A 26,732-nucleotide genomic window follows, 5' to 3' on the forward strand; every position below is an offset into this window, starting at 1 on the left:
TTGGCCTGACGGCCAATGCGCCTTGGAACGTGCTTGCTATTTGAGGGCATCACGCCCCAAGGCGCACGCACCAAACTGGCCTACTTTTGCTCCGCCCCGCTGGCAGGCTTTTGCGCCGCCGTTGACACCACAGCATGATCTGATCCGCCACACCTAAAGTCCAGCGGGATCGTCCCTCTCCGGACGAGGTCTGTGGAAGAAGCCGAAAAGGTCTGCTGCGCAACGAGAAGCGCGTCCCATAGCAAGGCTCTCCGCTGCCAATCCGACACATGCGTGCAGCGATGCCCGACGGCATCAACCAGACTGCGAAGAGAAGCGTGACCCGGATGAGTGACAATGATCCACAAGAAAGAAGGAAAACGAGCTTGACCCAAACGCCCAATTAGAGAAGCCGACCTCCAACCTCTGTCGTCGATGCTGCGCCGCAGCCTGTTGAAGCGGCCATTCGCTGCGGCTACTTGGTCAAACAGCTGGCCACGGTACGTCTGACGAGGTAATCACCTCGCTGATACAGAACGTCTCTCGCATCATACGATCAACGGCGATCTGGACCGATATACCGAATAGACACCTCTCCATCTGGCCCGACCCAAGCAATGGTGACACCAATTCGACCTACTTGGATCGCACTCTCAAGAATACCCACACGATGCAAATCGATGCTGTACACACCGGTCTTTCCGTCTTCTTCGTCTCGCAAAGAAAGTACGGTTCCAATTGGCAGTGAATCTGCAGTCCATCGAACAGCGTGTTTCGTCGTTTCCAATCGCCACTTCCGCGAGCGCCCTTTGCGGATGCTGTCCTGAAAGGATTTCCAGATCGCGCGAGTTTCCGGCGTTGGCCAGTCCAACCGCAGTTGAAGGGATCTAACATGCGGAGATAGTCGCCAAGCCCTCAGCCCTGCCCGTGTGTCAAAGTCTGCCGATGTTCTTTCGACCGCAGCACGAGCAGCTTGGCGAGAGCCAAGGCCAGCACGGAGCAAAAGCGCCTCGGGAACGCGCGATGTCCCGCATTCTACAGCCAGCGCCGCACGTCCGATTTCAACTTCCGCACTTGAGTACCCAACGGTCTCCGTGGCATCAGGTAAATCGCTTCGGAGCCGGATCACTTCCAAAGCCCAGACCAAACGATAGACAAAAGCATCCTCAACGAAGCGTGGAAGACTGTCCCCGTCCTCATGAGGCAGCGGATCTCCCGCCAGCCATGTGCGCAAGAGATCCTTCCAGTCGGCGCGAAGATCGTTCGGGATGAAAGGAGGGATCGAAAACACGATCTCTGCAATACGGATCAAGGCTGCAGTCGTCTCGTCCGCATCCGACAGTATGAGAGCCGCTTCGGCGGCGAGAAGGTCTGGCCCAAGGGCAGGCATGGCCTTCTCGATGGCATGCCCGTTGGACAGGCCGACCCCGGCCAAGAAAAAGAAGCGCCTCTGCGTCGGAGTGGTTGCTTCGAAGACTATGCGCGTTCTTGCCTCAAGGGTTGCTTTCAGTCGTTTGACTTGGCCATGCTTCAAGCCCTCCAACGTATGCTCCCAGAGCGAGGAGGCGAGAAGATCGTCGAGCAATGCGGCCACATCTGGAACGCTTTCAGTTTCAACTTCACCAAGCAAAGCAAGGATTGCCGTGTCGAGACTGTCCAAATAATCGGCCCATTGCCGCTGTGTAGCTTGCCACTCCTGGTCTTTTCTGTCCGTCTTCAACCGCTGCAAAGACCACGCATCTGTGTTCGCGATGTACTCGATGGCCTCGTCGATATTTTTCAGACCGGATTGCAGCTTTAGGCGGCGAAAAAGAACCCATACGATTCGGGCAAGGCCGCTTCTCATCTCACGACCTTTGGTGTCCTTTATCAGAGCCCTCCACGCCCTCCTAGTCTTTTGCCTTTTCTCTCCACCTTCGAACGTGGGCATAAGAACGAGACCCTCGGTGTCTACATATGCGCGCCCAGCCCGCCCCACCACGTTCCGGAACTCAGCGGGAGTGAGAAAGTCTTTTCCTCCCTTGAGCCCATGAAAAATGAGGACTGAAGCCGAGAGATTCAAACCCTGCGAGAGGGTTGGCGATGAAATCACGAGTGGTAGAACCCCACTTGCAATTAACCGATCCAGTTCGCGCCGGAACGGCGTCGGGAGACTGCCGTGATGGATCGCCACCCCAAGCTTCAAACAAGCTATGACATCGCTATCGGGGCCGAACCACTCCAATCCGATCGCACAGGCTGCGTCCAGATCGCTCGCATCTCCCCGAAAGACAGAGGCCAACGCACCTCGTTTATGCAGGTCCACGATAGAAGTCGCGAACGGTCCGACTGAACGTCTTTGCGGGCAGAAGACTAGGGCGGTCCTGCCTTCGTTGAGGAACTGCCAAGCAGTTGCGAGGCAAAGCTCTCTTTGATCTGCCGGAAATGGTTTCTTCCGATTGCCAACAGGTGGAACCATTCCTTTGATGAATCGGGGAACGAAGGTATCCTGACCCCGGAGATCGATATCTAGGCGCGCATGGCCTGGGACATTCTTACCGAACCATCGCACTTCTCCAAATCGTAGCTCCGTCGGTCTCCAGTCGCTCTCGATCCGCCCGCCCTTGGGATCGCCAGTCAACCACTCTGTAAAGTCGTCGAGTGCGTCGCCTGAGGGTAGAACTGCAGACAAACAAACAATCCGGCGCTGATCTGCATCTTTACGCCGAAGGAGACGCTGCACTTGAACTTCGTACCGAACTTCGCGCTGACCTGTTCCTATCATGTGGCCTTCATCGAGTACGATGAGCCCAACATCGTCTAGGAGGTCCGGATCACTTCGCAGCGCAAAGTCAAGTTTCTCTGGTGTGGCAACGACGATCTTGTCATCCACCAGTAGATCGTGGTCCGGACCAACATCCCCAATTGAGCCATACAGCGCAGAAACAGGAGCTCCGAGGGGACCGAATGTCTTGCGCAGACTGGTTTCAGTCTGAGCAGATAGCGATCGAAGAGGGGTTACGAAGACGATGCGCTTTTCTGCTACAAGAGTGGCCAGAATACACAACTCAGCCACCCGAGTTTTACCCGCGCTGGTCGGTAAAGCCACGACCATGTCATCTTCCAGATCGAAAGCGCGGTCGGCCGCTTCGATCTGGGAAGGCCATAGCCCAAGTTCAGCCTGATCCCGGGAGAAAAGCGCCGCAATATAGGTCTCACGGGCTTGAGCGGCCCCATCGAAGGGACCGATGGGATCCGGCAGGCGTTCGTGGAAGCTATCCTTCCAAAGGTCCCTGAGTAGCCGAATGGCAAGTCTGTGCAGCCACCAATGTTCTACGAGCGCTTCATTTGCGGAGATCTGCAGACCCTCGGTCAATCGATTCACCGCGTCATCCAAGAAACTTCCGTCCCCAAGTTCGAATGCATGCAAGGCTACTGCGATGCTACGCAAGAAGTGGTCTGTCAGCGCAGCGCCGACAATAGTTGTCCGCTCATCTTTAATGTTTTCGTCAGATCGGTCTAATGCCGCCATTCGGTCAATCGCGGATTCAATCAGGCTATCGAGCTCCTCGTCGATCAACGTTTCGAAAAGGAATTCTCGAAGCCCTGAAACATCTCTGACCAACAACCGGATTACAACTTCGCCTCCTGGCAGAAGAAGTTCGCTGCCTTTTGTTTCGTCGACAAGGGAATAGGCCCGAGCGGCAAGCCGACCAAAGTGATAGGCACATCCGGCGACAAGACGATGGAAGTCTCGATCAGGGTCCTGTGTGCCAGCGTTTGTCACTACGCTCGCAAGCGCCTCAGCAGCGGCTTTGTAGCCTTGCTCGAGCAAGGCTGCCTGCTCATTGGGTACCTTGGTCGAAAAATCCTCGGAAAGTAGCTCTTCGAGGCGTAGCGAGTGGTCTAGAAGACTGAAGCCATAGCTCAGAAGGTCATTAGGAAGATGGAAGTCGAAATTTGGCGCGTCATCTGGAAGCACACCGTCTCGCATAATGAGAGCACGGGCGCGGCCGCGGGCAAGTAGATCATTGCGAAAATCCGGTACGGTTGCTGCTTCGATTGCCGATACGAGGCCGTCCTGTGTTCTAGCCATGGATGTCGCACTCAAAGACATCGGTTATGAATGCGCCATGATCACGAATGCGAACTCCGACACTCATCTGCTCGTTGTCACCATCATAACCAGTGAGATCCGCCTCAAGAAATGAAGTCGGATCGTTTCCGGAAAGGGTGAAAAGCATATGGCAGACATTGATGGGTCTAATGCTCGCGGTCAGGTTCACATCATCGATCTTTTCCGCAAGATCAGTTTTTCCGGTCTCATGGAGGCGATCTGCAACGAAAGTCAGGGCATGTGGTGACGGAAGGCCGTCATTCTTGTTGAGACCGTCACGGGCCTCCTGCATGGTTTTAGTGTTCAGTCTGGCTCTACTCTTGGACTCGCCCTTGAGGATAAACAGGTCCTCATCAGTCTCATTGAACGCCAGCATGTCTTCGCCACGCATTGCCATCTCAGGGTGATCGCTCCAGCGAAGCCTGGCAATTCCCATATCATAGACGGTTTCTTGGTTGATGTAGTGTGATGCGAGGATCTCACCAAAGTCGCCAGAGCGGGCTTTCAGATTTTCTGGGATCTTTTGTCTGACAGCTTCGGCTGCGGCAGGCTTACCCAGTCGTTTGAGGATACCATCAAGCCTTTCGGTCGCAATGTAGTGTGTAGGCAGAGCGTTTGCTGCCGCTTCGACGGCTTCCTCACGGAAGCCGTCGTCTGCACAGAGCACCGTGAACTCGGGTTTAGCATCTACGTCTCGAGTTGGGTCAAACCAATCGTCAAACGGTAGATCTGGGAGGTCACTCATTCACATTCCACATGATCAAGAGGGATAAAAATCTTCAAGTGAGCAACGTATAGAGATTGGCGAAAAAACCGTTTCAAGTCTATTATGGTATATTTTTGTGAGCTTCAGCTGGGGCGCTAGCCACCTTCACGCTCCGTTTTATTTGCAGAGGTACTATTGCTGTAGACACTTGACAAGCTGTGCCGCACCTCAAAAGCCGACAAAAATTCTATCCGCAGCGAATGACCGCTGCCCGCCCCTCGCGTTGATCGACGTGAACGCGATCGACGATTGCGGCCCAGACCGGACCTTCAGCCTTGGATAAGGATGCTGCGGCGCGGCCCGTCGAAGCTGCCATTCTCCGCGCTTGCAAACCGACGCCACCGTCGGAGGTCAACAGTGCTGGACCTTGCCGCCGGCAACGTAAGGTTTGAGGATCCCCGCTTGTCATTCGACCGGCGTTCCGAACACGGCGACTGCGGCGCCAAGAAGCGCCAAGATTGCAAAGCCCGTTGTTTGCCATGGATGCAGGCGTTGCGATGCGCGGATCGCGGCGATGCTCGACTGCATTGCGTAATAGAGGGCGAAGGCTCGCGAAGCATAGCTGATGATCTCGAAGATGTTGGCCATCCATGTCAGCAGGATTCCGAGGCCAACCAACAACACATAGGCCGACTTTTCCTTGACGATGCCCTTGGTCGTCTCGACCATCAGGCCGCCCGAGCCGTTCGTGTCCGCGATTGCGGCGCTGAATTGGGCGCTGAGGGCTGCGACAACCAAGAGAATGGGTAGGATCGGGGCGACAACCTGCATCAAGTCAATGATTGCTGTTTCGTTCAAGGACAGCGGATCGACCTCGAAGGCATAGGACAGCAATCCGATGTAGAGGCAGTAGATTGCGGTGGATATCCACTGAGCGAGCCGCATGGACTTGATCCGCAAAGACGCGTCATAGGCTACCCCGAGATACCGTGATGTCTCGAAACCTTGGACCGTCACGATCAGCCCGGCCATCAGCGTCACCCCTGCCCACCCGGTGACTTGCGGCGGATTGAATTCCAATGCGCCTCGGCCCGCGACCTGCCCGAAATGCACCGTGAGCCCGAGCAACAGCCCCGCGATGATGGACAGCTTCAGCCCGACCGAGACCTGCTCCATACGTTCAAGCGCACTAAACCCGCGCGTCATCCCCGTGAAAAGGATCAGCAGGAAAACGGCGGTGGTCAGCAAGTTGGCGTGGTACGCGTCATTCAGCGTCGTCAGGCTCACCCCGAACGCGCCGAAGAGATTGAGATAATAGGCCACGGAAACGATGAAAGCGAAGGCTAGAACAACGGAAGACGCCTGCTCAAGGCGCGAGAGCAGACGAGACGGCGCCGGGCGTGCGTCGATGTCCCGAATGTTGAACCTTATTGCGGCCCCGAACAGATAAGCGATCGCACATAAGCCAAGCATGACCAGCGGCGCATACCCGCCATAGCTGACATCGAGGATCGGCCCCAGAACGAGAAACCCGCTCCCGATGATGGAGGCCAAGGGTGTAATCGTCGCTCTCCAGACCGGCGCATTGGAGAGCCGGGGCCAAATCAGGAGGGCACCGACAAGGACAGAGGTTGCCAGAATCGCTATGTTCAGCATGGCCCGATAAGATCAAATCGCAGTCGGCTGGGCAACTTGGCCCGATGCCCCGACAGCAGATTTTCGGTTGACGCGAGGCGTCAGCCAATTTGGGCTCGAAGCGGACTTGCGGCGTCGCGGTAGGCCAAGCGCATGGTTACACCTCTCGCGGCGGGCCTTGGGCGCTCGGGCCAGCATCGCTCGCGGCCCAAACCTGCCTTTCATCATCGGACCCGAGGCTGCGCCGCGGCTTCCCCAGACCAGTCGTTCATGCACTGCGCAGCAATTCCGGCCGCCCAAGGTCCGCTGGGCGGACGACGATGACATGCTTTGCAGGTCCTTTGGCGGCCTGCGGGCCTGGTCAGCGACCGATGGACTTCGTCATCTGCGTTGCGGAGGAAAAACCGAAGATCGGTTTCAACGGACCAAGCGACAGGACAGACAGTGGCGCAAACCCTTCACGCTCATAGAGCACGCGGGCACGCGAATTGGTATCTATGACGTCCAGCCTGATCCTCTGCAGCTGCATAGAGGCTGCGTGCCTTTCCACGGCATGTAGAAGCGCTGTACCAACGCCCCTGCCTCTGGCCTCAGGCTCGACAAAGATCCCGTCCATCAGCAGTGACCTGTCGCTGCAGTCTCGTTCCAAAATGTTGATCAGGAGACCGCGCCACGTGGCGCCGATCCATCCATAGGTGCGCGCAAGATCGCCAAGACCGCCACCGACGAGCGCCCCATTCGGCGTCTTGAAGCCAACCATCCCCAGAAACTGCCCTTCGTTCGATACGGCAGAAATGGCGTGGGTCGGGTCCAGTACACCTTCGATGAAGGACACGGCCTTCCCCTCTGGTCCAAATGGATACCGGAGCTTGCGCGAAAAGGCGCGCCAGTATCCGAGGGCAGCTTGGTGGCGATGTTCTGCCCGGAAGCCGCTTTCAATGAGAAATGTCTCACTTGCGTAGATTGTTTTCACGTCAAGATCTCTCCATAATTAAACAGAGGTGGCTACGATGACGTCTGATTTCAAATGAACTTACGGGTTGTTCTGTTCGCTGGGATTGTTCTGGCGTCGACAGCGGGTGCCTTGCTTTGGCGCATGACCGATCATGATGTGGATCGCAGAGTGAGCGAGCCGTTCGAGGTCACGGTCTCTGGCATCGAGCTATCGGGCACGATCTGGCTTCCGGACGAAGCGGTGATCGCCGCCGTTGCGATGGTTCACGGGGACGGAGCGCAAGATCGTACAATGTCAGGCGGCTACGCGCCGATGATCAACGCTCTTCTAGCAGGCTGCTGAAAAAGGCCGGTCTCGACGCGGTTTCGAGAACATGATTCACTTCCGGCACGGCAGCGGCGGTGAGGGTGACGATGCGTGGGACGGACGAAGCGAGCGGATCGCTGTTCAGCTATGTGGACCTTGAGGAGCGGGTTCCAGCGGGTCATCCGCTTCGCGAGATCCGGCAGATCGTGAACGACGCGCTGGCGAGTCCCGATGCCGAGTTCGACGCGCTCTACACCGACTTCGGCCGCCCCTCCATCGCGCCGGAGCGCCTGATCCGGGCGAGCCTTCTCCAGATCCTGTTCTCGATCCGCTCGGAGCGGCAGTTGATGGAGCAGATGAACTACAACCTGCTGTTCCGGTGGTTCGTCGGGCTCGGGATTGACGACCCGGTCTGGGTCCCCACGGTGTTCAGCAAGAACCGCGACCGGCTGCTGACGACCGACATGTCGCGCAAGGTCATGGCCGCGATCCTGACGCACCCTTCGGTCAAGGCGCTGCTGTCGGACGAGCACTTTTCGGTCGACGGCACACTGGTCAAGGCGTGGGCCTCCACGAAGAGTTTTCAGCCGAAGGACAGCCCTCCACCCGATCACGACGACGATCCCGGCGGCCCGCTGCCATCAATCCAAGAGCCCCCCGCAGACACCGACCAGCAGACCGAGACCCAGCCGATGCCCGACACGCCCCGCCCGCCGCGCAACGCCGAAGTGAACTTCCGGGGCGAGAAGCGCTCGAACGCGACCCATGCGTCCGTGACGGACCCCGATGCCCGTCTCTACAAGAAGGCGCCGGGCGCCGCGGCGATGCTGTGCTTCATGGGCCATACGCTGATGGAGAACCGCAACGGCCTGGTCGTGCAGGCGGACCTGACCCACGCCGACGGCCATGGCGAGCGCAAGGCGGCGCTCGAGATGATCAATCGCCACTCACCGGGCTCGACCCGGCGCCTGACGCTCGGGGCCGACAAGGGATACGACAGCGCCGACTTCGTCGCCGCGCTCAGGCGCATGGTCGTGACACCACATGTCGCGCAGAAGGCCCGGCATTCCGCCATCGACGGGCGGACCACCCACCGTCCCGGCTACGCCTTGTCCCAAAGGTGCCGGAAGAAGATCGAGGAACCCTTCGGCTGGGCCAAGACCGTGGGCGGGATGGCCCAGACCTTTCACCGCGGCCTCGACAGGGTCCGCGCGCAGTTCACGATGACCATGGCGGCTTGCAACCTCGCAAGGCTGCCGAAACTCCTGGCAGCGTGACGAACAAGGCAACCCAGACCCGGCGTCCGCCGTCGATGCCTTAGAAGACCGCCTTCAAATCGCGGCGGAAGGAACAACGTCCTTCGAGCCCCACTTCTTCAGCAGCCTGCTAGATCAAAGGATTGCTGTCGCGTCCTGGGACAAGCCCGGCGTCGGATTGTCGGAAGGGAACTGGCTGCGTCAAACAATGATGGATCGGACCGTCGAAGCGCGTCGCGTTCTTCAGCTTCTGGACGAGCGTTTCGAGGACAAGGAAATAGGCGTGCTTGGTTTTTCCCAGGCCGGATGGGTTCTGCCGTCACTGACACGCGCCGATGCCGACTTTCTGATCCTGATCGGCGCTGCGGTGTCTTGGCAGGATCAGGGCGATTACTTCACCCGAGTCCGGTTGCGCCGCGCCGGTCTTGACGAGCAGGAGATCGAGTCCGCTCTTGCCGAGCAGGCCATCGATGACGAGCAAGTGTTTGGCAAAGATGCAACGGTCGCTGATGCACCTGCGGGAACGTCGCCTGATCGTTGGCGGTTCATCCACCAGAACCGGAGCGCTGATGCGCGGCAGGCCTTGTCTGTGCTGGATCTTCCTCTTCTTGCGGTCTGGGGATCCGAGGACCTAAACGTCGACCCGCACCGAAATGCGGCCGCGTTCAAGGACTCGCTCGGCTTGCGAGATGCACCTACCCGCATCCGGATCATGCCGGATGCGACGCATGGTCTCCTGAAGGCACATGCCTACAACTGGCAACTTTCTGAAGACTGGTCGTCCTACGCTATCGGGAGGTTCCTTGTGGAGGGACGCCATGCCTTTGCGCCGGGCGCACTGGACCAGATTTCAGACTGGATCAGGGAACTTTCAGAGATGCACTAGCAGACGTTCGTTCAGCGCGCAGCTTCGGTCGGTTTCCGGCCCAAACCGGTCGTTCGAAGCGACCGCCTGTGCCGCAGCGCAGCGTCGCCGAAGCGGCCATTCACCACCGCCCCCACAGGAGCCTCGACGGGCTTACCCCGTGGGAGTATCACCAACGGTCAATAGAGGACCAAAACCTGAACAGAGCGAACTAAAGAACGCGGCCTCCACGGGGAGCAGGTCACCAAGTGTGGTGATTTACGTGTCGATCAGCAACTAAACCCCGGCAGCGCAAGTTGCGTCAGATAGCAATAAGAGAGCTTCATGATGAAACCAGCCCTTCTGATACTTCCATTCTTTGCAGTCGTGTCAGGTTGCACAGATCCCGCGCCCCAAGTCGAACGTCCGATGGACGAAGTTCCGGTGAAAAGCGTCCTGCCGACCGGCCAGCGGCAATACAGCTTCGAAAACGGCTGCGATGTCATTCTTGAGGCTGAGGCTGCAGTCCTTGTGCGCGAGGATCCCGAATGCGCTTTGCATCACCGTGACATCGCATTGCTTTACGCTTCCGGCGACTGACGCCAGAACCACCCGATCCAATTTATTTCGGCCGCCCTTTCGGGCGGCCTTTTTCATGGAGATTGCTACTTCCTAGGTGTTCAAAACCGGAAGCGAAGTCGCCATTCGCTGCAGGCGCAGATAGAGCAAAGCTGGGGCCTGATAGGCATGCTACCGACGTGAACGGCCCAGACCTGCCGTTCGAAGCGACCCTCGATGCGGCAACGCACCGTCACCGAAGCAGCCATTCGTGCATCGCGCAGCATTTTTCGTGGGTGAAGGTCGGCAGTGCGGACGAAGCTGCCATTGAGCAGATTAGAGATCACTCAAAGCCGTAAAGACAAACCATGCCCATACCGCAGACGCCAAAACCACAAAGCGCAGCCAAACAAAAACCCGCTGGCCTCGACGTTTCTGGCAGATATGGATCGGCCATGCGATTGCACAACTTATGGTTGGGCTGAAGAGCAGCCCTTGAAACAAAGCTGCCTTTGTCAAATTAGTTAGATAATTCGGATACGTCCCGACTGTACCGGAGGGAGGCGTGAATAAATCCGCAAAGACAAGCATTACTAAAACAACGCTAGCCGCCAGCGCCATCGATATTGCAACGTCTAAAATAGCCCCAATTCGTGACGCTACATCCGGCAAACTGTTCTCCTTCGTCCTCATACTAGTTCAACGCTTTTCCGGCATCTACGGGCTTTTTCCAGACCTTCGCCGCCCCCGGTGTGCGGGACGAAGCCGCCGTCCGTGTCAACGGGTCTGCTTACGCATGACAGTACTCCGTAGCCAGACGACTGAACCCGCGAGCACCGATCCGGCTGCTGCCGCCTTTCCAAAATCCAGCCAATTCAAAAGTCCGAAACCGATTGCGAACTCTGCGAAACACAGTCCGACGACCATTGCCGTAAGCAGGTTCAGCTTCCGTTCTGAAGAGAGATCAGGTGTGATAATCAGGGCGCAAACAAAGCTGGCGAGCAGGATGGTGAAAATAGCCAAATGTTCTATCTTCCTGAAAATCTTGGTATGTCCGTCTTTTCCGAGGGCTGCGAAGGGAGCGCCCTTATCCTGTTCGTGTGAGGAAAGCGCCAAGCTCAACCATTCGTTCGAGATGTGATGGGCCTCTGCTCTGAGAGGGACACAGCCATAGAACAAGAGCATGGAAGCCAGTAGAGGGACACCAAAGACGAGAAGATATCGAACCACAAGTTTCATTCAAATCCCTCGCCAACTCAGCTTTGATCGGCCGATAATGTTTCGCCAGCAAGCAGTCGTCAATCTGGGCTCGTTCCGGACCTTCGCTGCACGGCAGGACCAAGCGCCTGGTCGCGCTCCCCGCGCAGCGTAGCTCCCGGCCCTCACCGGACCTTCATGCCTTGAGCAGCGAATGGCCGGGCCAGCCCATTTGGGACGTTTGTGCAGGGCGCAGCGCCCACTCTGCTGCAGTTGCGAGGATACATACCCTGAACCGCCGCCCGCAGGACAGCGCGTTGGAGTCGAAGTCGAGGCTCCATTTCAAACGGCTAACCACTTCACAGTAGAACTTTCAATGCAGAAGTAAGTATGGTCGCTCTTTCATAACGTCGCCGAACTTACGCCGCGAGTGCGGTAGGCGTTGGCTCTTGGGCGGTGCCATGCAGCGCCGTAGGTTCGACGCAGCACATCAGCCATTGAAGCATGTTTGCTCGATCCGCGAGAGGGCTCGGTGGGATCCCGAAAGCAACATCATGTGGGCCTTTTCGCCAGTCTGCGTGGTGTATTCGATCCGGGCAAACTGGTCCTTCTTCAAGAACCGAAGCAAAACGTCGACCGTGTTTGCGGGTGGCTGCTTGTAGTGCAAGATCGGGACGTTCGGCACCGCGTCTAAAGGGAAGTCGAGGCGATAGCCATTCTGCATGACCACCGACAAGTCCAGGCGCGACGGCAGCATCATACCAAAGCTCATCACATGGACACCGATAGGCCCGCCTGGTCGCCTGCAGCCGAGGAGGACGCAGAACATACGGTCCTCGGCGCTCTTCGAGGGACATGTCGCGGCCATGCTGCCACTGCCCAGACCCTCGGGATTTCCCCACGTGCTCCGGAGCGCAACGAGCTGGTTGGCGGTCGATGAGTTGCCCGCGCCGCTCGCGCGGAACTGGGCGAGCGACGGGGTCGCGATGGCGTCGAGACCGGAGAAGCGCGGCGGCGGCTGCGGCGCGGAGAAGTCGAATACCGGCGGGCCGGTTTTCAGGGTTGCCAGTTTGGTCTGTGGATGTAGTGCGTCGCTGCTCGACAAGGCCGTGCGCGGCGCATTGGTGTTCGCAAGCGTCGCCACAAAGCTGGCCGGATCGGAATTGGTGTCGTAGACGGAGATTGAGTGATTCCCTCGGAACTGATGGTCGTGGACGACGCAGAACTCGTTCCATTCGTATTCCAGCGTCTGGACCGCCATGAAGCTGTCTGAGCTTCGCGACCACGGGACCGGCGCGAACCGCCCGGCGAGGGCGGCAACGCGGTTTTCGTAGATAAGCTCCTCGGGCAACGGTCCCGACCCCTCCCATTCGGTGACGATCGCCGACGCGCCGTCTTCCCAGTGAGAGACGTTGCGGCAGAGGCCCGCCATCTCGCGCTGATTGGGAACCCAGTTTAGGGTCTCGGCCAAATTGATCCCGATGCGCCATCGCTTGAAATCGTCGATCGTCTCGAGGACGTACATCTCTGAGGGCGGCGTCCCCAGGATGGTCTCGATAAGGCTATCTGCGATCTGGAAATCTTCTTTCCGCGCGACGATTGCCGCGATCGCGTCGAGCGCGATCTCGTAGGAAATGGCAAGTTCTTTGGCCGTGACTAGGCCCTCACCCACGTTTTCCAGACTGGGAGCGTGGAAGCCGAGCCGCCCGCCGGGCTCGACGGTGCGGTGAGGCCATTGCAACGAGGCATCATTTACGTGCTGGCCGCCCATAAAGGCGACGGCGCAGGCAGAGAAACACTCGGCGTCGGCCGCTACGCGGGTGCTGATTGCGCCTTGGCGGAACAGGTCCATGATCTTGATGGCTTCTTCGAAGGAGCCGCCTTGACTGTCTAGCATGATCTCGGCGTGGCCCATCGCATCGGCCCAGAATGGCGAATTGTAGGGATTAAGTGCGCGGATCTTGTCGGCGTCGCCCGCTTCGATCGCACCTGTAAGTGTCATGGCAAGTTCGGAGACGATCGTGGGATAGTCGGGGTCGTAGCGCAGATGCACAAGCTCGACCTCGGCACCCGACGCCATCGCGGGAAGCAGCGCGGAAACAAACAGGCTAGTCAAACGCAAGAAGGTCACCGTCAAATCCTGTCTATATTCTCGCCGTGACTTTACATTCTCAAGACACGTCGTTCATAGTCAAGCCTCGAAGTGCGTTTTAGAGGAGTAACGCTGTTGCGAACGAGGCTCGATTTTCTCGCCCTTGCGATCTGCGTCGCGGCGCCGATCAACGCGCAGGAGCAGCTGCGCTTCAATGTAGAAGATCTGAATTGCGTCCATGAGAATCTGGAAGCATACCTCAAGGCGGCTAAGTCGGATCCGCTAACGATCGTGGTGGCGGCCTGTCCAGAACGCGATGTCCGCGCGGCACTGAAGAAGCTTCAGCAAAACAACATGTTCCGCCGCGAACCGTCTGTACCGGACGCCGCGCCGACCCAGATCGCAGCGCTGAATGCAGCAGAGTGGCGGTGCCTGGTCCGGCGGGCCGAGACGGCCACGGAACCCTTCGTCGAGGTTACGCGTGGGGCGATCTGTGAGTGATAGTCGCCTGGAGCGTGCCTCCTATCTCTCCCAGATCGTCTCGGTCATCACCGTGATCTTCGGGTTGGGGCTGGCTGTCACGGGCGTCTATACTGAGCGTGCGGCCCGCAAGGAACGCTATACCTTCGATTATGTCGATCGGTATGTGAGCGAGGATCTGCGCGAAAAGCGTAACTTGATCCGAGAGGCCCTGAGCCGGACAGAGGCCGCGTCAGGCGCGCGCACGCTGGGCAACTACGAGTTGTCCGTACTGTTCGCTGATCGCGTGTCCGAGCCGAGCGCCGGCGCGTTGCGTTTTGCGCTGGTGTCAGTGTTCGACTTCTTTTCTGGAGCCGAGACCTGCGTAAACGCGGGTCTTTGCGACGTCGAACTTGTCCGCGCGATGGTCGGTGACGAGGCACGCAGCCTTGCCTGCCTAATCGCTCCGGCGGCGGACCGGATCACGCTCACCGGCGGCCGGGACAGTCTGCTGAGCGGACTGCGTTTCGTCGCGGACGATGACCCTTGCGCCTGATAGCTGGGTCCTGGGGCCAGTTGCGCGCCAACCTACGTTGCTGAGACTATCTTGCCGAAACGAACGTTCATGCATTGTGCAGCGAATTCAAACTTCGTGCCGCCGTGCGGGCACCGACCCTCGATCGGGTTCCATAGGCGCAGCAGATGTCCCCTTCGGCGGGCCGCGTAGCAGCACAAGAACAGGGTCTTCGAGCCCGATCCAGGATATTATTTGAGGACCGGTTCCTGCGCATCGCTGCCGTTCGTCTAAGGCGCAGCGAACGGCAGCTCTCCGCCCTACCTGTAGCCATGATTGGATCGATGTAAGCTGGGTCAGGGATAGAGGCGCATCCGTCAGGCAAGATTGCATCAGTTGCTCAACGACCTATGCGAGCAGCGCGATGCATGTTCCGCCTGAAGCGGCGAGCGGCAAGGCGTTTTCCGACAACCTTGCATGCCATGGCTCGGCATATCGAGTGCCCCACATCGGATCTTCTCATTGCAGGCGGCCGCTTCACCTGACGGGTTTCCTGCAGCACGCTCATGTATTTTTCGAAATCCCTCGCCATAGGTTTGACGTTTCGAATTCCGGCTCATACCTCGCGAAGATGATGAACCTCGAATACCCCTCGCCCCTTCATGACGTGCCCCGCCCGCGGGAGCCCGCGTTCGCTTTCCTGTCTCGGCTTGCCGCCGCGGGCGGCGTGAGCGCCGTTGATTTCGGGCAGGACGTGGAACTGCCCTTCGCCGAGATCGCGAAGGGCATACCGGACGCTCTCCGGCAGCTTGAACGGTTATCAGGCAACGAGGAAGGCAGGCTCGCAGCCTGGACCCCTCTTGCGTGCGAGGGGCATCGTCGCAGCATCAACGGCCACCGGTTTCCAGTCCGTCCATTGTTGACATCCGAGGTGCGTGGCTGCCCGGTGTGCCTCCGGGAGGATATCGCGGCATCGTCTCTGGAGCCGCATCGGGCGATGACGTTCCAGGCGCACCGGCTGATCCATCATGTTTCGCTCTGCGTGAGACATCAGACCAGTCTTGTCCCCCTCTGGAAGGACACCGCGCCATCCCTCCGGTACGACACCGCTCAGCGCTTCCGGGAAATCGCGGATGAGATTGCGTCCGGTGCAATGGACGGAGACGCGCGTGCTCCAACTGAGTTCGAGGTGTGGTTTGATCGTCGTCTCGCTGGGGAGCCGCACAATGAGACGTGGCTTGACGAGCATCCACTGCATGCCGCGTCGGTCTTCTGCCGCCTGCTCGGATACGCGCTCCTCCGGCTCCATGATCTCAAGCCACGTGATGTAGCGCCGAAATGGGAGCACCTGACCTATGACGCCGGTTTTGCCGTTGCGTACAAAGGAGAGGCCGAGATCATCGCGCATCTCCAGCAGCTGAATGCCTTGGCAGAGCCTCGGATTGGGCCGAAGGCAGCTTTTCCGGTGCTCTACGATCGTCTGTCACGCGAACATAGAGATGACCCAGATTTCAAACCGTACCGGGATGTGTTGGCGCGACACCTGCTGGACAGCTGGCCCATGGGACCCGGTGATGACCTGCTCGGAGAACCCGTGGAATTCCGGCGTCTCCACTCTGTCCGAACGGCATCCGAGGAAACGGGCATCGATATGCGCCGGCTCCGGAAAATGCTCGAAGCCGCCAACCTGATCGATCCGAATATGCCGGACAATTGGGCGACCTTCGATGCGCAAGCCGCTCAGAAACTTCTCGCTCCCATGGTCAGCTTTGTCTCCGCGAAGCAGTTCTCAGAGATGCACGGCATCAATCGGTCTCAATTTGACCTGCTGGTCGAGGATGGAATCCTGACGCCCGCGCTGCCAAACGCAAAATCGAAGAACGTCTGGGATCCACGAGACGGGCGGGCCTTTCTCGATGGCCTGCTCTCCGGAGCCGAGATCATCCAACAGGCGCAACATGGATGGGAAACCATCTCGAAGGCGGCACAACGGCTCAAGATCCGTCCTGCGGCGATCATTCATGCGATCCGGCGGGGTCGGATCCAGCGAGTCGCGCGCAATGTGCAGTTCCACGGCTACGGCTCTGTACACGTTTACCACGAAGAAGTTGCCCAAGTGCTCGGCGCCGATGAACCCGCAGCCCTGTCTCTGGAGCTGTTCGCCAAGTCCGTCGGACTGGCCCAGCCCGTATTCCTCAATCGACTGGTCAGGGATAGCCATGTGCCGTCTACCGAAATGCGCAACCCGCGGACCAAGGCAATGCAGCGTTACATCACAGGGAAGGACGCCGCCGTGTTCCATGCGCGGTTCGTGACGCTCCGCACGCTCGCGAAGGCCCGGGGAGTAGCGTGGCAGAAATTGGCGGCGAAACTGCGCGACGCAGGCGTGCTGCCGTTCAGCCCGGAGGGCGTCGACTACGGCTACCTGTACCTCCGGTCCGAGGTCGAGCGCATCCTGGGCAGCTGATCCAGGAGAACAGGCCTGAAGTGAAAAGGGCGGCGCACATCGCGCCGCCCTATTTCATACTCGGGATCGGAAATCAGCCCTTATCCATCGCCGATTCAAAAACGCAGCTTTTGTCGCAAAACCCAACAATGGATGTCGGACGACAAACTGACACAAAGTGTGAATCACCCCATCGAAGCTCCGGACCACGAAAACGCCCCATTGAAATGATTGGGAATTTTCGCGCCCAATCACCTCATCTTATGTCCGAGTCACCTGATTGGGCTTCCGGATTTGAAGCCTTCGCCTACACCGGTGGATCATCGGTATCGCTCACGATAAGAAATACGAAAGGGCCCTGGCTTTCGCAAGCCAGAGCCCCTCATCCTTAGGAAAATAAATATGTTGTGGTGATCGTCAGACCATCATGCCAGCCAGAAGCTCTTTGACTTCGCAAAACTGGTAGTCTTCCCGGATGAACGGGTTGTGCCCAGGCACGCATCCGGTCTTGGCCGCGTAGCGATCCGCCAACCAGGAGATACCGATTTCGGTCTGCTCGTCTTCGACGTTCGCGAAGACATCGACCATGAACTTGAAGATCAAACCGAAATGGTTGCCATGAGCATAGCACATGCGCTGGTAGGTATCCTCGTCGCGGATCCCATCGATCTCGACTCCTCGTGCCTCGGCGTAGTGGTAGAAAGCTGTATCGATTTCATTCAGGTCGTGATCCGACAGCGGGTCCAAGGGTCGCATGTGGTATGCTGACGTCAGGTTTCTCAACTGCGGATCAAAGTTCACCTTCGGCAGCAACTCAGGAATGCCGCTCAGGACAACAACGACGGGCCAGTCAGGGTTTTTGATCAGAGTCTTGATCGAGTTCACCACCTTCTTCGTGTCCTTCTCCCCCAACGTTTCGAACATGTGCTGGCATTCGTCGATGTGAACGATCCAGTACCCTTGCGTTTTCAACTGCAGACGCACGCGAGACCAGATTTCATGCTCGGTCTTGCGGGGCGACATCTGGTAGCCGACCTGCTCCAGGATCTTGATGCCCAACGATTTCCACGTTGTTTCGCCATCGAGAAAGATCGCCAGGCTGCGCACATCCCGCCCGCATTCCAACTTGGAGCAGCTTGCCTGAAGCCGCGACATCGCGTGCCGGATCTCCTCGGTTTTCCCCGAATTGCTTTCGCCCACAATCGTCAGACAGCTAGCCTCAAACAGCTTCCCGGTAAGCACGCCGGAGTCGTAGTCGTCCGCCGCGGCCTTGAAGAGGCGATCAAGGTCTTCCGCCCTCGACATATGGAAATACATGTTGCGCAGGCGTGCCTTGCGCATCGCGACAGACATGCCGTCCATGGTGTTCATATCTTTCATTTGAAACTGCCTCTTCCTTTAGGTGCGCCTGAGAATTTCCTGCCCGACGTCTTGCCTGGGGGCGCTTTTTGCTTTCGTGGTTTCTTTCCGCCCGAGGGCCGGTCAGATGTGTTCTCCCGCCCGTCTACCCGTTCCATATCGCTGCGGCCGTTAGAGTTACCAGGATCGGCATCTGTCGGTGCCTCATCGCCGCCTTCGCCTTCTTGTTCAGCGGTCCATTTCGACTTTTCTTCCTCGATCATTTCCGGTGTTGAAATCCCGCGGCCCGTGCCTCCAGCGAGCAGCGTTTCCATATCTGCCGAAAGCGTTTCCGTGGGGTTTTCCTTGATCTGGAGATTCATGACGAAGCTGTCCTCGAACCAGGCCAAGGTCTTTTCACTCAATTCAGTTGATGGCATGCCATGGCTAGCCAGTACGTTTCCGAACTTTACGGCAAGTGCATGCTCGATCTTATCGTCAATCGCCTTGGTATATTTCGCCAAGGCGTATTCATAAAACTCCCGGTCACTCTGGCGCGTTTCCCGCATCTCGTGAAGGGCGGCCATCAAAGTCCGCACCGAGTGGTGCGCCAGATCCGGTCGCTTGTTCTCCAGGTAGTAGTGCTCGCCTTTGTAGAAGGCGGTGACTTCCCGGAAGTCCGTCGGATCGAGGCGGATCTCTAGTTCCACGTTCGCGCCCCAGATTTCTTTCGGGAACTGCGTCATGTCGCCAAAGGGAACGCCGAGGATATGAATGCCTTCTTTCGTCAGTTTGCGCTTCAGCTTGAGGCCGGTCGCTGCTCGCCTGACACGCACCGGCGGCGGCGCGACGACACCGTATTTCTGCGCCTCTTTCCACTGGTCGATGGGACGCTTTCTATGCAGCCCTCCGTGTTCCTGCAGCGGATAATAGTCGACAATGAACCGGTACAGAAGCTGGCGGAACACGTTCGCATCAAAGCATGCCCAGCCTTCCTTGTCGTAGGCGACCAGACAATCGGGCGAGTACCCAGTCTTCCCGGGCAATTTGTCCGAGAACATGGTTCGCAAGGTCCCGAAGAACCTTTCGACGTAGGGCTTGTCCATAGGTACGCCGGTCCGACCATAGATATACGCTCCGCCCAGCGAGACGATGGCTTCCTGGATTTCCTTGTTGAAGAACTCGTTTCCCGTATCGACCACGATCGTGCCGAGGCCCGTCGCCTGAAACCAAGTGGCGACGCATCCCGCCAGGCGGCTGAGTTCCGCCTTGCTACGCGTGACCATGTCCAACACTTCAATCACCGTGCGGACATTCGCTGTCTCGGCCACGCCGACACCGAGGATCATGCGTGTGGCAACATCGATGGCCGCGCACACCCAAAGGCGCTGCACTTTTTTCTTCTTGGGCTTCGTGCGCTCTTGATCCTCCAGTTTCTCCTGAAGATCCGGCGCGAGCAGTCCCCAAAAATCGCTCTTCTCGCGCATTGTGAACACGTCCACGTGCTGGAAATCCAATTCGATCAGTTCACCCGGCTTCAGAACCCTGACACCGTGTTCCGTCGGCGAAAGCAGCTTCTGAGCTTCCTGCAGGCCATTACGCCCGAGGACCTTCTCGTGCATAGGAATGCGCGCCAACCGCCGATAGACGGTATTCCTGTGTGGAAGCCTCAGCGGGGGCATCCCCTTCGAGACCAGCGCCGCCGACGCTGCATCAAAGTCTTTTTTCACTTCTTCGACGATGGAAGCTTTCGACGGCTGGTCAGTCGCTCGGTACTTCTTGCAAACATCTGTCAGCAGCTGGCACTCCTGCGGCGTCATGCGCCCGGGGTTCGTGTTGCCGGAGTTCTTCTGGTTCAGAAGGACCTCGGCCGTCGGTCGCAGCTGGCCGAAATATTTCTGGCAGAACTGGCTGATTCTCTTGGGGCTCCAAGTCTTGGCCTTGAACTCCCCTGCCCTCTCTCTCCCTCTGTGCAAGCGCTTTTGTCGGTCGAGCGCCTCTTTCTGGATCTTGTCGAAATAGCGTTCGACGGCTGACCAGGTGTATCGTCCGCCGGGAATGACCTTCTGGCATGCCAGAGCCCAGGCCTCTTTCATCTGGGCCTCTTCACGCTCCTTGGAGGATGCTTCCTCCCACGACGTGATCGCAACCTTCGCTGCCGCGGCAAGTGCGGCCTCCTCGGCGGTGTCGCGGGAATAATTGTAATCAGCCGAAAAATCCACGCGGGCCAGGATTCCACGGAGCGCCGCCTGTTCGATCACGAAATGATCTTTTGAGCCTTTCTGGTTTTCATTCCAGACAATCAGACCATCACGACAGAACCCTGAGACAACGACAGCATGTCCGTCGAACTCGAGTAGGGTTCCATTGGGGAAGTGAAATGTCGGGAGGACGCTCATGACACCCTGCAGATCCGGGTCGGATAATCGATGAGCCGGGTCTTGTCCGTTTTCAGGATACCGTCCGCGATGGCGCGAAGGACAGCATCGAAGATGCGACCCATCTCCTTTTTGGGTGCTTTGGCACCAACACCACGCACGACCAGCTCCTCAATCGAAAATTCCGGAACATCGATGATATCGACAAGGACCTCCGCGAGACGGTCGTCGGCAGCTGGATCAGGAAAGCGCTTGGCCAGAAAAATCCGCTCGTTGTTGCCACGAACCTGCGGGTGAAACGATGCTTCGGAAATTGTCGCAAACCCACATCCGGCCGGAAGACCCAGCTTGATCTGCTGGGCGATGAACGTCGTTTCCTGACGGCTCAGGGCGTCGTCGTTTTTGACGTAGAGGTACGTCTTCGCCCCGGTCTTCAAGGTCAGCAGGAAATCCAGGATGTTGGACTTTTTGCCGTCGACCTCCTTCTGGAAACCAACCTTGCGGGGCTGACAATGCAGGTCGAACGTATTCGGGTTGATCAATGCGGCGACAGCAGTCGCCCGTTCAAGGGAGGACTCGACGCCGAAGACGCGCGGAAGATTTTTGTCGGCCTCGACGCGCGCCACCAATTCGCCCGTCTTCGCGAAGTTCGAACGATGAACGACGCTCCGGACACCATGATAAGGCAGAAGCTGATCGAGGTTCTCATAGCCAAGCTTCACCGCCAGGTTCTCACCCATCGGGCCTTTGTCGAAGACCTCCATCGCGTATGCCGGGATCACAGGAGCCGGCACGACGTCGATAGCGAAGGATGTGAAAGGTGCTGCCATGTTCGTCTCGTTTTTGTGGTAGCCTGCGCTTGGAAACTTGAGCCCGGAGAAGATCGCCACTTGTGAAAGTAGGCGCGATCAGTCGATTCGAGTCAATATTTTCAATGACTTAAGCCGAAAACGACGAAAGCCCTCTTTCTCGCACATGCTCCTTTGCCTGCTTCGTTGCCCCTAGGCTCGACCATCTGTCGGGTGATCGTTCTGCCTCGCTCCCAGACCACGTATGCCCCGAAATTTCGTCTGGATACGTCTCAAGCCCGGAAAATCGTCCGGAATTCTCAACGGCGGACACGCACCTGATTGCGCTGGAAGATGTCCGCGGCAAGGGCATCGAAATCGTCTCGGCCCGGTGTTTGAGCAAGCCGGTCATCGCCATCAGGTGAACGGATGCACGCGAGCAGCACCCCGGTTCCGCCTGGTTCCAGATCCTCACGGAGCTTGCGCTTCACGCGTACGACGGTGTCGTTGGACCTCGTGCCGAGAAACGCCATGAAACTTGCGTTCGTAAGCATGTTCTTGCGACCCGTGGCCTGCCGGGTGATGTATTCCTCGGCCGCGAGCAGCCAGAGCAGGATCGGAATGTTCGTGGAACTCAGGGCAGTGCCAGCGGTGACTGACGTCTGATGCCCGCAGCTTCCACACTTGTAAATGTCGCGCGCCGTCTTCTGCCCTACGCGATTGCTTTTGCAGTCCGGGCACACGATGCCTTGCGGCCAGCGAACGTCGCGAAACCGCGCGCGGGCTGCATCTTCAGATGGAAACGTCGCGGCGATGCCGGCGACCGGTAGCCGCATGTAAAGCGACATCCAGTACCATCGGAGCAGTTCTGGTTCGGACAGTGGTTTCGGTTCCATCCCGGCGCAATACAGCATCAGGATTTCTGGCGGCAAGTGTCGAGGCCACCGCCTCAGTTTTCCAGGACACGCCGTCTGCCGCGCAGACTTTCCAACGGTCGTTTGTCTGCTATACCTTTACGAGAAATAGACATCCCTGTCATGGTCCGCTACCTCGACACGCAAGGCGGCAAGCTGGATGAGAAAACCCGGGACAAGCTCCTGTTCTGGTTCGTGCAGACCGGCATGTGGGGGCGCTTCTCCGGATCTGTTGAAAGCTTCAAAGGATCTGGGCATCCTCGACCAAAGCGGCGGCGATCTCGACAGGCTCATCGGGGAGTTACGCCTCGCCCAGTGCGGGTTGCGGGTTGAACCGGGGCACTTCCACTCCTGGAGCGTCGGCGCGCGGTTCTATCCCGTGTTGTACATGCTGACGCGGATGACCGAGGCCCGCGACTGGGGCACGGGCCTGCCGTTGAAGAACAATCTCCTCGGCAAGATGAGCCACTTGGAAGTCCACCACATTTTCCCGCGTGCCCGCCTCTACGAGGCCAATTATGCCCGCGCGGAGGTCAATGCACTGGCCAACTTCTGCTTCCTGACCAAGGGTACCAACCTGTCGATTTTGGATCGCAGGCCCGAGGACTATTTCCCGGAGATCGAGGCGGCGCATCCCGGCGCGCTGCAATCGCAATGGATCCCGCAAGACCCCAACTTGTGGAAGGTCGGGAATTATCGGGACTTCATCGAGGCGCGGAAGGAATTGCTTGCCGATGCCGCCAACGAATGCCTCGCATCCCTGCTCCATGGCGGCACCGCCATCCTGGAAGGATCGCGCCCGGCGCGGCTGACCGACAAAGTTCTTCTCGGCGGTATCACGAGCCAGTAGGAGGCCAACGAACTGGAGGCCTTGAACGACTGGGTGGCGGAACAGGGTTATGCCCGCGGTGACATGTCCTTTGACTTCGTCGATCCCGAAACCGGAGAACAACGCGCGATCCTAAACCTCGTCTGGCCCAACGGCATACAGACCGAGCTGTCGGAGCCCGTTGCTGTGCTGCTGGGCGAAAGCGCGGAACTTATCTCTCTCGCAAGCTCGGCCGGATACCGATGCTTCACTGCGACCGGGGAGTTCAAGACGTATGTGAACCGCCTTTCGGTATCGGGGCGCGGCGTGGCGGCGGAATAGGTGCCGTGGTGCCCGCACGTCGGTGCCCAAGCGCCGAAGACGGGTGGAGCACCACGCCGAGATGGCAGATTAAACGCCTGATAAAGTTAAGTTATCAAAAGTTATCTGACCGAGGATAATGTCATACCAACGGAAGATAACTCGGTGAAAGATGACCGTGACGGACCAGATCGCCTGCCTGCGGATTGAGCTTCTGCACATCGAGCCCCGGATATGGCGCCGTGTCGAAGTGAGCCTGACCAGCTCCCTGCACGCCCTCCATGAAGTGATCCAAACGGTCATGCATTGGGAAGGCTATCACCTTTACGAGTTCGCAATCGGAGAGCGCGTCTACGGTGAGCCCAGTCCAGAGGACGCAGCATGGGGCCACAAGGTCTACCAGGCCAAGAGCATTCGCCTCACCGCTCTGTTGGAGCGCGGCATCGCGGAATTCATCTACACCTACGACTTCGGGGACAACTGGCAGCACCGCGTCATCATCGAAAGCGTCAAACCAGCGGACCGCGGTGTCGATTACCCCGTTTACGTGGACGGTGAGCGAACCGCACCTCCCGAAGACGTCGGCGGCCCATCCGGATTCACGGAATTTGTTGAGGCCATGGCGAACCGCCGCCACCCGGAACACAAGGACATGATCCGCTGGTACGGCCGCCCGTTCAATCCGGTTGATTTCGGAGCGCAGACGATTGCAGCCAACCTTCGAGAACTCGCCGCGAAACGGAAGGGTGCGTTGCAGGCGTTCGAGCGTAGTCGCACACCAAGGTGAAGACTACAGCGGAAGTTGGCGCCGGGAGCTAGAAGGTCCGCTCTCAGCACGAAGCGGACATGATCGGGTCGACGCTCGCTGCGTAGATGATCCGGCAGTCCGGGCGGTTACCGGCCATTCGCCGCAGCCGCGATCACGCCCTCGCAATCGCCGCAGGAGTGGACCTTCGCTACATGGAGCGAACCCGGTTGACAGCACCTGCGCAGGCAGGCAATGGCAAATGACCGGTACAGATAAACGCCATTAGCTCTTCATTGACAAAGATCAACTCAAGGCGCCATGTACACTACTAGGACGGGACAAACACGTAGTTGGGTCTTTTTTTAATCCACCACGTGGCCGAAATGTAGGAGATGAAGACTTGGTAGAGGTCAATGAAGATAGTGCGCCAAACTGGCGAATCTCATTGGATGCAATCACGAAGTATTTCAAGATTGTCCTGATAACATTGCCAATATTGGCGGCAATCGCATTTGCGTTTTGGGATTCGGCAGTGAGGTCGTGGCTGACATCAGAGATCAAATTCGAGCTGGATAGTTCAGAGAATGACAGCTGGTTCCTCGCTCGACTGACCTCAACACTGCGTGATATCGACAATGAACAGAAAGTTATTTTGCGTGACCAAACCGAACTTCGAAGCATGGTAAGAGAAATTTTACGCGATGAGATATCTGGAGGGCAACTTGATGGCCTAGTAGCATTGGAAGCGGCTCACAAAAATGTCGTCCAAGCAATCTTACATCCCAGAGCCGTCGCAGACTTAGAACAGATTGTCACTCAACGAGTAGACGCAATCTATACGTTTGAGCTTTATGACCGCCGTAAGCTTCAAGTATTTCTATCGGATGATGGAGAGCCTGGTACAAGCGCGGTCTTCCAAAACGTTTCCGTTTCAGACTTGAGCGCTCGGTTTTACGCTGCAATCGACCAAAAGATATCAATCTCGGTCCAACCGAATTATGGTGCCGATTGGCGAGATGCGATTGCAGCTGGAGAGGATGCTCTTCTTCTCAAGATCGGTGGACAGAGCGTTGAGATTGGACTGGGGCCTAGAGAACTCGACATAACCTGTGACGTTAGAAGAGGCCTAGGGCTTCGCAACAACGGAATGATCCAAGTGCGTGCAGAACCAAGAAGTCAAACATTTGAACGAAAAGATGGCTTCCAACTCGACGTAACAATTGTCGCTCGCAAAGGTGACCGAGCATGCTAAAGTTAGCACTCACGATTTCGACCGTAGCCATCATGTCCGCAGGGCCTCTACATTCACAGTCATTTGAGTGGTCAGATGTCGGTGGTGAGCTCAATCTGTCAGTCGTCTCTTCAACTAGCGGTGGTGATAGGTTTGGGCAAATGGGGTTCGCGATTGACCAAGTCGGATTAGAGATGGAGCTACGTACATCGATAAATATTGTACGTCAGGCCTACCCGGACCTTTCTCAAGATTTCTTTACCACTGACGCCGATGGTAAACGAATTTCGGTAAAACCGACCGTATCAAATGTTTGGTCATTACTGTCGAAAGACAAAAATATACTCGGTGTCGTGCCAATCGGATATAGCGAAGTTGCGGGCAGCCCTGAAGTCGCTGGTTACCATAAAATTGATGGAGTGTCATACAATAGCTTGTTTTCCGCCCCTAATATGGACACTATTTTTTGCCTGGATGACTTGGATCGAAAATATGCAACGGATCAAAATTTTAGCGTTCCGTTTCTTCTCGAAGCTAACGTTGGTCCACGATACACATACACATATGAAGAAGATAGAATTCCTGCAAAATTAAATTACCTAGATGTTGAAGACCGTTGGAAGAATACGTTTGATGCCTGTGAGAATATGATTCAAACAGGGTTTAGGCTTATTGAGCCTCTTCACATCTTGATCCAAAATGGAGCCACCTCCCGGACAATTCAGAAATTACCCGCAGATGTCTCTTTGGGAACGTTCCCATTAACTGCTATCATGTTTGATAGGAATGCACGTTTTAATTTTGTTCGATTTGGTAACATAAACCCAATTTCGGCAGCGGAGGTGCTTTCCAGTATGCAATTCCAGCAGTCAGAATGCAGTCGCAGTGTGCGTGGAGCAGAACATTGTGAGATTTGGGCGACAATGCTGACAGCATTTGACGATGCCGCGATGATCGTGCGGGCAGGACCAAACTTTGAGCATAGCGTTTTCGGCAACAAGGAAGTCATTGCTCCGGCTGTTTTGGTCTTGTCGAAGCGGCGACCATATCCGGATACTGATGAAGCAGAAGCAAAGAGCACTGCTAAAACCAAATAAACCACTCTTTATCTTGGCATGCGGTTGATGGGGACTTCATCGCGCCGCACCAAGGAACCCACACTT

The 26,732-nt window shown here is 57.4% G+C and carries 23 protein-coding genes; 12 read left to right on the top strand and 11 right to left on the bottom strand.

Annotated features, from left to right (window positions below; genetic code table 11):
• Window positions 1–535: 535 nt before the first annotated feature.
• The 4 genes from J4E08_RS22835 to J4E08_RS22850 all read right to left on the bottom strand — a co-directional run bounded on the left by J4E08_RS22835 (window position 536) and on the right by J4E08_RS22850 (window position 7,389).
• Window positions 536–4,054: a DEAD/DEAH box helicase gene (locus J4E08_RS22835; protein WP_349540466.1), complete on the bottom strand. Its 3,519-nt coding sequence runs from the start codon at window positions 4,052–4,054 to the stop codon at window positions 536–538.
• Window positions 4,047–4,820, bottom strand: coding sequence for a Hachiman antiphage defense system protein HamA (locus tag J4E08_RS22840; RefSeq protein ID WP_349540467.1), 774 nt, complete (start codon window positions 4,818–4,820; stop codon window positions 4,047–4,049). Before J4E08_RS22840 ends, J4E08_RS22835 begins: the two co-directional genes overlap by 8 nt.
• A gap of 426 nt (window positions 4,821–5,246) precedes the next feature.
• Entirely contained in the window at window positions 5,247–6,437 is a 1,191-nt protein-coding gene (locus tag J4E08_RS22845) for an Aq_097 family APC-type transporter (protein WP_349540468.1), read from the bottom strand.
• A gap of 340 nt (window positions 6,438–6,777) precedes the next feature.
• Window positions 6,778–7,389, bottom strand: a complete 612-nt coding sequence (locus J4E08_RS22850; protein WP_349540469.1) for a GNAT family N-acetyltransferase — start codon at window positions 7,387–7,389, stop codon at window positions 6,778–6,780.
• Window positions 7,390–7,443: 54 nt separating this feature from the next.
• On the opposite strand from J4E08_RS22850, the gene J4E08_RS22855 reads away from it, so the two are divergent.
• From J4E08_RS22855 to J4E08_RS22870, 4 genes are all read left to right on the top strand, one after another.
• A complete protein-coding gene (locus tag J4E08_RS22855) occupies window positions 7,444–7,713 on the top strand; it encodes a hypothetical protein (RefSeq protein WP_349540470.1) in 270 nt (89 codons plus the stop codon).
• A gap of 71 nt (window positions 7,714–7,784) precedes the next feature.
• A complete protein-coding gene (locus J4E08_RS22860) occupies window positions 7,785–8,954 on the top strand; it encodes an IS5 family transposase (protein WP_349540471.1) in 1,170 nt (389 codons plus the stop codon).
• A gap of 58 nt (window positions 8,955–9,012) precedes the next feature.
• On the top strand, window positions 9,013–9,819 hold the full coding sequence (locus tag J4E08_RS22865; protein WP_349540495.1) for an alpha/beta hydrolase family protein: 807 nt from the start codon (window positions 9,013–9,015) through the stop codon (window positions 9,817–9,819).
• A gap of 303 nt (window positions 9,820–10,122) precedes the next feature.
• Entirely contained in the window at window positions 10,123–10,377 is a 255-nt protein-coding gene (locus J4E08_RS22870; protein WP_349540472.1) for a hypothetical protein, read from the top strand.
• A 294-nt stretch (window positions 10,378–10,671) separates the two neighbouring features.
• Here J4E08_RS22870 and J4E08_RS22875 read toward each other — a convergent pair whose 3' ends face one another.
• The 3 genes from J4E08_RS22875 to J4E08_RS22885 form a co-directional block, all read right to left on the bottom strand.
• On the bottom strand, window positions 10,672–11,007 hold the full coding sequence (locus J4E08_RS22875) for a hypothetical protein (protein WP_349540473.1): 336 nt from the start codon (window positions 11,005–11,007) through the stop codon (window positions 10,672–10,674).
• A 105-nt stretch (window positions 11,008–11,112) separates the two neighbouring features.
• The gene (locus tag J4E08_RS22880; RefSeq protein ID WP_349540474.1) at window positions 11,113–11,574 is read right to left on the bottom strand and encodes a hypothetical protein; all 462 of its coding nucleotides are present in this window, start codon (window positions 11,572–11,574) and stop codon (window positions 11,113–11,115) included.
• A 448-nt stretch (window positions 11,575–12,022) separates the two neighbouring features.
• Window positions 12,023–13,663, bottom strand: a complete 1,641-nt coding sequence (locus J4E08_RS22885) for a COG3904 family protein (protein WP_349540475.1) — start codon at window positions 13,661–13,663, stop codon at window positions 12,023–12,025.
• A gap of 96 nt (window positions 13,664–13,759) precedes the next feature.
• Here J4E08_RS22885 and J4E08_RS22890 point away from each other — a divergent pair, with 96 nt between their 5' ends.
• From J4E08_RS22890 to J4E08_RS22900, 3 genes are all read left to right on the top strand, one after another.
• The gene (locus tag J4E08_RS22890) at window positions 13,760–14,125 is read left to right on the top strand and encodes a hypothetical protein (protein WP_349540476.1); all 366 of its coding nucleotides are present in this window, start codon (window positions 13,760–13,762) and stop codon (window positions 14,123–14,125) included.
• Window positions 14,118–14,639, top strand: coding sequence for a hypothetical protein (locus tag J4E08_RS22895; RefSeq protein WP_349540477.1), 522 nt, complete (start codon window positions 14,118–14,120; stop codon window positions 14,637–14,639). Before J4E08_RS22890 ends, J4E08_RS22895 begins: the two co-directional genes overlap by 8 nt.
• A 589-nt stretch (window positions 14,640–15,228) precedes the next feature.
• Window positions 15,229–17,064: a TniQ family protein gene (locus J4E08_RS22900; RefSeq protein ID WP_349540478.1), complete on the top strand. Its 1,836-nt coding sequence runs from the start codon at window positions 15,229–15,231 to the stop codon at window positions 17,062–17,064.
• 396 nt (window positions 17,065–17,460) lie between these two features.
• On the opposite strand, the gene J4E08_RS22905 is transcribed toward J4E08_RS22900, so the two are convergent.
• From J4E08_RS22905 to J4E08_RS22920, 4 genes are all read right to left on the bottom strand, one after another.
• Window positions 17,461–18,423, bottom strand: a complete 963-nt coding sequence (locus J4E08_RS22905; protein ID WP_349540479.1) for an ATP-binding protein — start codon at window positions 18,421–18,423, stop codon at window positions 17,461–17,463.
• Entirely contained in the window at window positions 18,420–20,780 is a 2,361-nt protein-coding gene (locus tag J4E08_RS22910) for a TnsB C-terminal domain-containing protein (RefSeq protein ID WP_349540480.1), read from the bottom strand. Before J4E08_RS22910 ends, J4E08_RS22905 begins: the two co-directional genes overlap by 4 nt.
• Window positions 20,777–21,589 (bottom strand): hypothetical protein, encoded by an 813-nt coding sequence (locus tag J4E08_RS22915; RefSeq protein WP_349540481.1) that lies wholly within the window; start codon window positions 21,587–21,589, stop codon window positions 20,777–20,779. Before J4E08_RS22915 ends, J4E08_RS22910 begins: the two co-directional genes overlap by 4 nt.
• A 278-nt stretch (window positions 21,590–21,867) precedes the next feature.
• On the bottom strand, window positions 21,868–22,461 hold the full coding sequence (locus J4E08_RS22920) for a transposase (RefSeq protein ID WP_349540482.1): 594 nt from the start codon (window positions 22,459–22,461) through the stop codon (window positions 21,868–21,870).
• A 232-nt stretch (window positions 22,462–22,693) separates the two neighbouring features.
• On the opposite strand from J4E08_RS22920, the gene J4E08_RS22925 reads away from it, so the two are divergent.
• The 5 genes from J4E08_RS22925 (at window position 22,694) to J4E08_RS22945 (ending at window position 26,666) form a co-directional block, all read left to right on the top strand.
• Window positions 22,694–23,311, top strand: coding sequence for a hypothetical protein (locus J4E08_RS22925; protein ID WP_349540483.1), 618 nt, complete (start codon window positions 22,694–22,696; stop codon window positions 23,309–23,311).
• A gap of 21 nt (window positions 23,312–23,332) precedes the next feature.
• Entirely contained in the window at window positions 23,333–23,611 is a 279-nt protein-coding gene (locus J4E08_RS22930) for a hypothetical protein (protein WP_349540484.1), read from the top strand.
• 151 nt (window positions 23,612–23,762) lie between these two features.
• Window positions 23,763–24,377: a plasmid pRiA4b ORF-3 family protein gene (locus J4E08_RS22935; protein ID WP_349540485.1), complete on the top strand. Its 615-nt coding sequence runs from the start codon at window positions 23,763–23,765 to the stop codon at window positions 24,375–24,377.
• 361 nt (window positions 24,378–24,738) lie between these two features.
• Complete coding sequence (locus tag J4E08_RS22940) at window positions 24,739–25,590, top strand: hypothetical protein (protein ID WP_349540486.1); 852 nt, start codon at window positions 24,739–24,741, stop codon at window positions 25,588–25,590.
• Window positions 25,584–26,666: a hypothetical protein gene (locus J4E08_RS22945; protein WP_349540487.1), complete on the top strand. Its 1,083-nt coding sequence runs from the start codon at window positions 25,584–25,586 to the stop codon at window positions 26,664–26,666. The genes J4E08_RS22940 and J4E08_RS22945 overlap by 7 nt, the downstream gene beginning before the upstream one ends.
• Window positions 26,667–26,732 lie beyond the last annotated feature (66 nt).

The organism is Sagittula sp. NFXS13 (genome assembly GCF_040148795.1).
Lineage (GTDB): Bacteria > Pseudomonadota > Alphaproteobacteria > Rhodobacterales > Rhodobacteraceae > Sagittula > Sagittula marina.

Bases quoted from the DNA above. Each gene is read 5' to 3' on its own strand.
- J4E08_RS22840 (WP_349540467.1), bottom strand. From the start codon at position 4,820: ATGAGTGACCTCCCAGATCTACCGTTTGACGATTGGTTTGACCCAACT.
- J4E08_RS22910 (WP_349540480.1), bottom strand. From the start codon at position 20,780: ATGAGCGTCCTCCCGACATTTCACTTCCCCAATGGAACCCTACTCGAG.
- J4E08_RS22900 (WP_349540478.1), top strand. From the start codon at position 15,229: ATGATGAACCTCGAATACCCCTCGCCCCTTCATGACGTGCCCCGCCCG.
- J4E08_RS22945 (WP_349540487.1), top strand. From the start codon at position 25,584: ATGCTAAAGTTAGCACTCACGATTTCGACCGTAGCCATCATGTCCGCA.
- J4E08_RS22855 (WP_349540470.1), top strand. From the start codon at position 7,444: ATGAACTTACGGGTTGTTCTGTTCGCTGGGATTGTTCTGGCGTCGACA.
- J4E08_RS22835 (WP_349540466.1), bottom strand. From the start codon at position 4,054: ATGGCTAGAACACAGGACGGCCTCGTATCGGCAATCGAAGCAGCAACC.
- J4E08_RS22905 (WP_349540479.1), bottom strand. From the start codon at position 18,423: ATGAAAGATATGAACACCATGGACGGCATGTCTGTCGCGATGCGCAAG.
- J4E08_RS22860 (WP_349540471.1), top strand. From the start codon at position 7,785: ATGCGTGGGACGGACGAAGCGAGCGGATCGCTGTTCAGCTATGTGGAC.
- J4E08_RS22920 (WP_349540482.1), bottom strand. From the start codon at position 22,461: ATGCTGTATTGCGCCGGGATGGAACCGAAACCACTGTCCGAACCAGAA.
- J4E08_RS22845 (WP_349540468.1), bottom strand. From the start codon at position 6,437: ATGCTGAACATAGCGATTCTGGCAACCTCTGTCCTTGTCGGTGCCCTC.
- J4E08_RS22935 (WP_349540485.1), top strand. From the start codon at position 23,763: ATGACCGTGACGGACCAGATCGCCTGCCTGCGGATTGAGCTTCTGCAC.
- J4E08_RS22915 (WP_349540481.1), bottom strand. From the start codon at position 21,589: ATGGCAGCACCTTTCACATCCTTCGCTATCGACGTCGTGCCGGCTCCT.
- J4E08_RS22870 (WP_349540472.1), top strand. From the start codon at position 10,123: ATGATGAAACCAGCCCTTCTGATACTTCCATTCTTTGCAGTCGTGTCA.
- J4E08_RS22880 (WP_349540474.1), bottom strand. From the start codon at position 11,574: ATGAAACTTGTGGTTCGATATCTTCTCGTCTTTGGTGTCCCTCTACTG.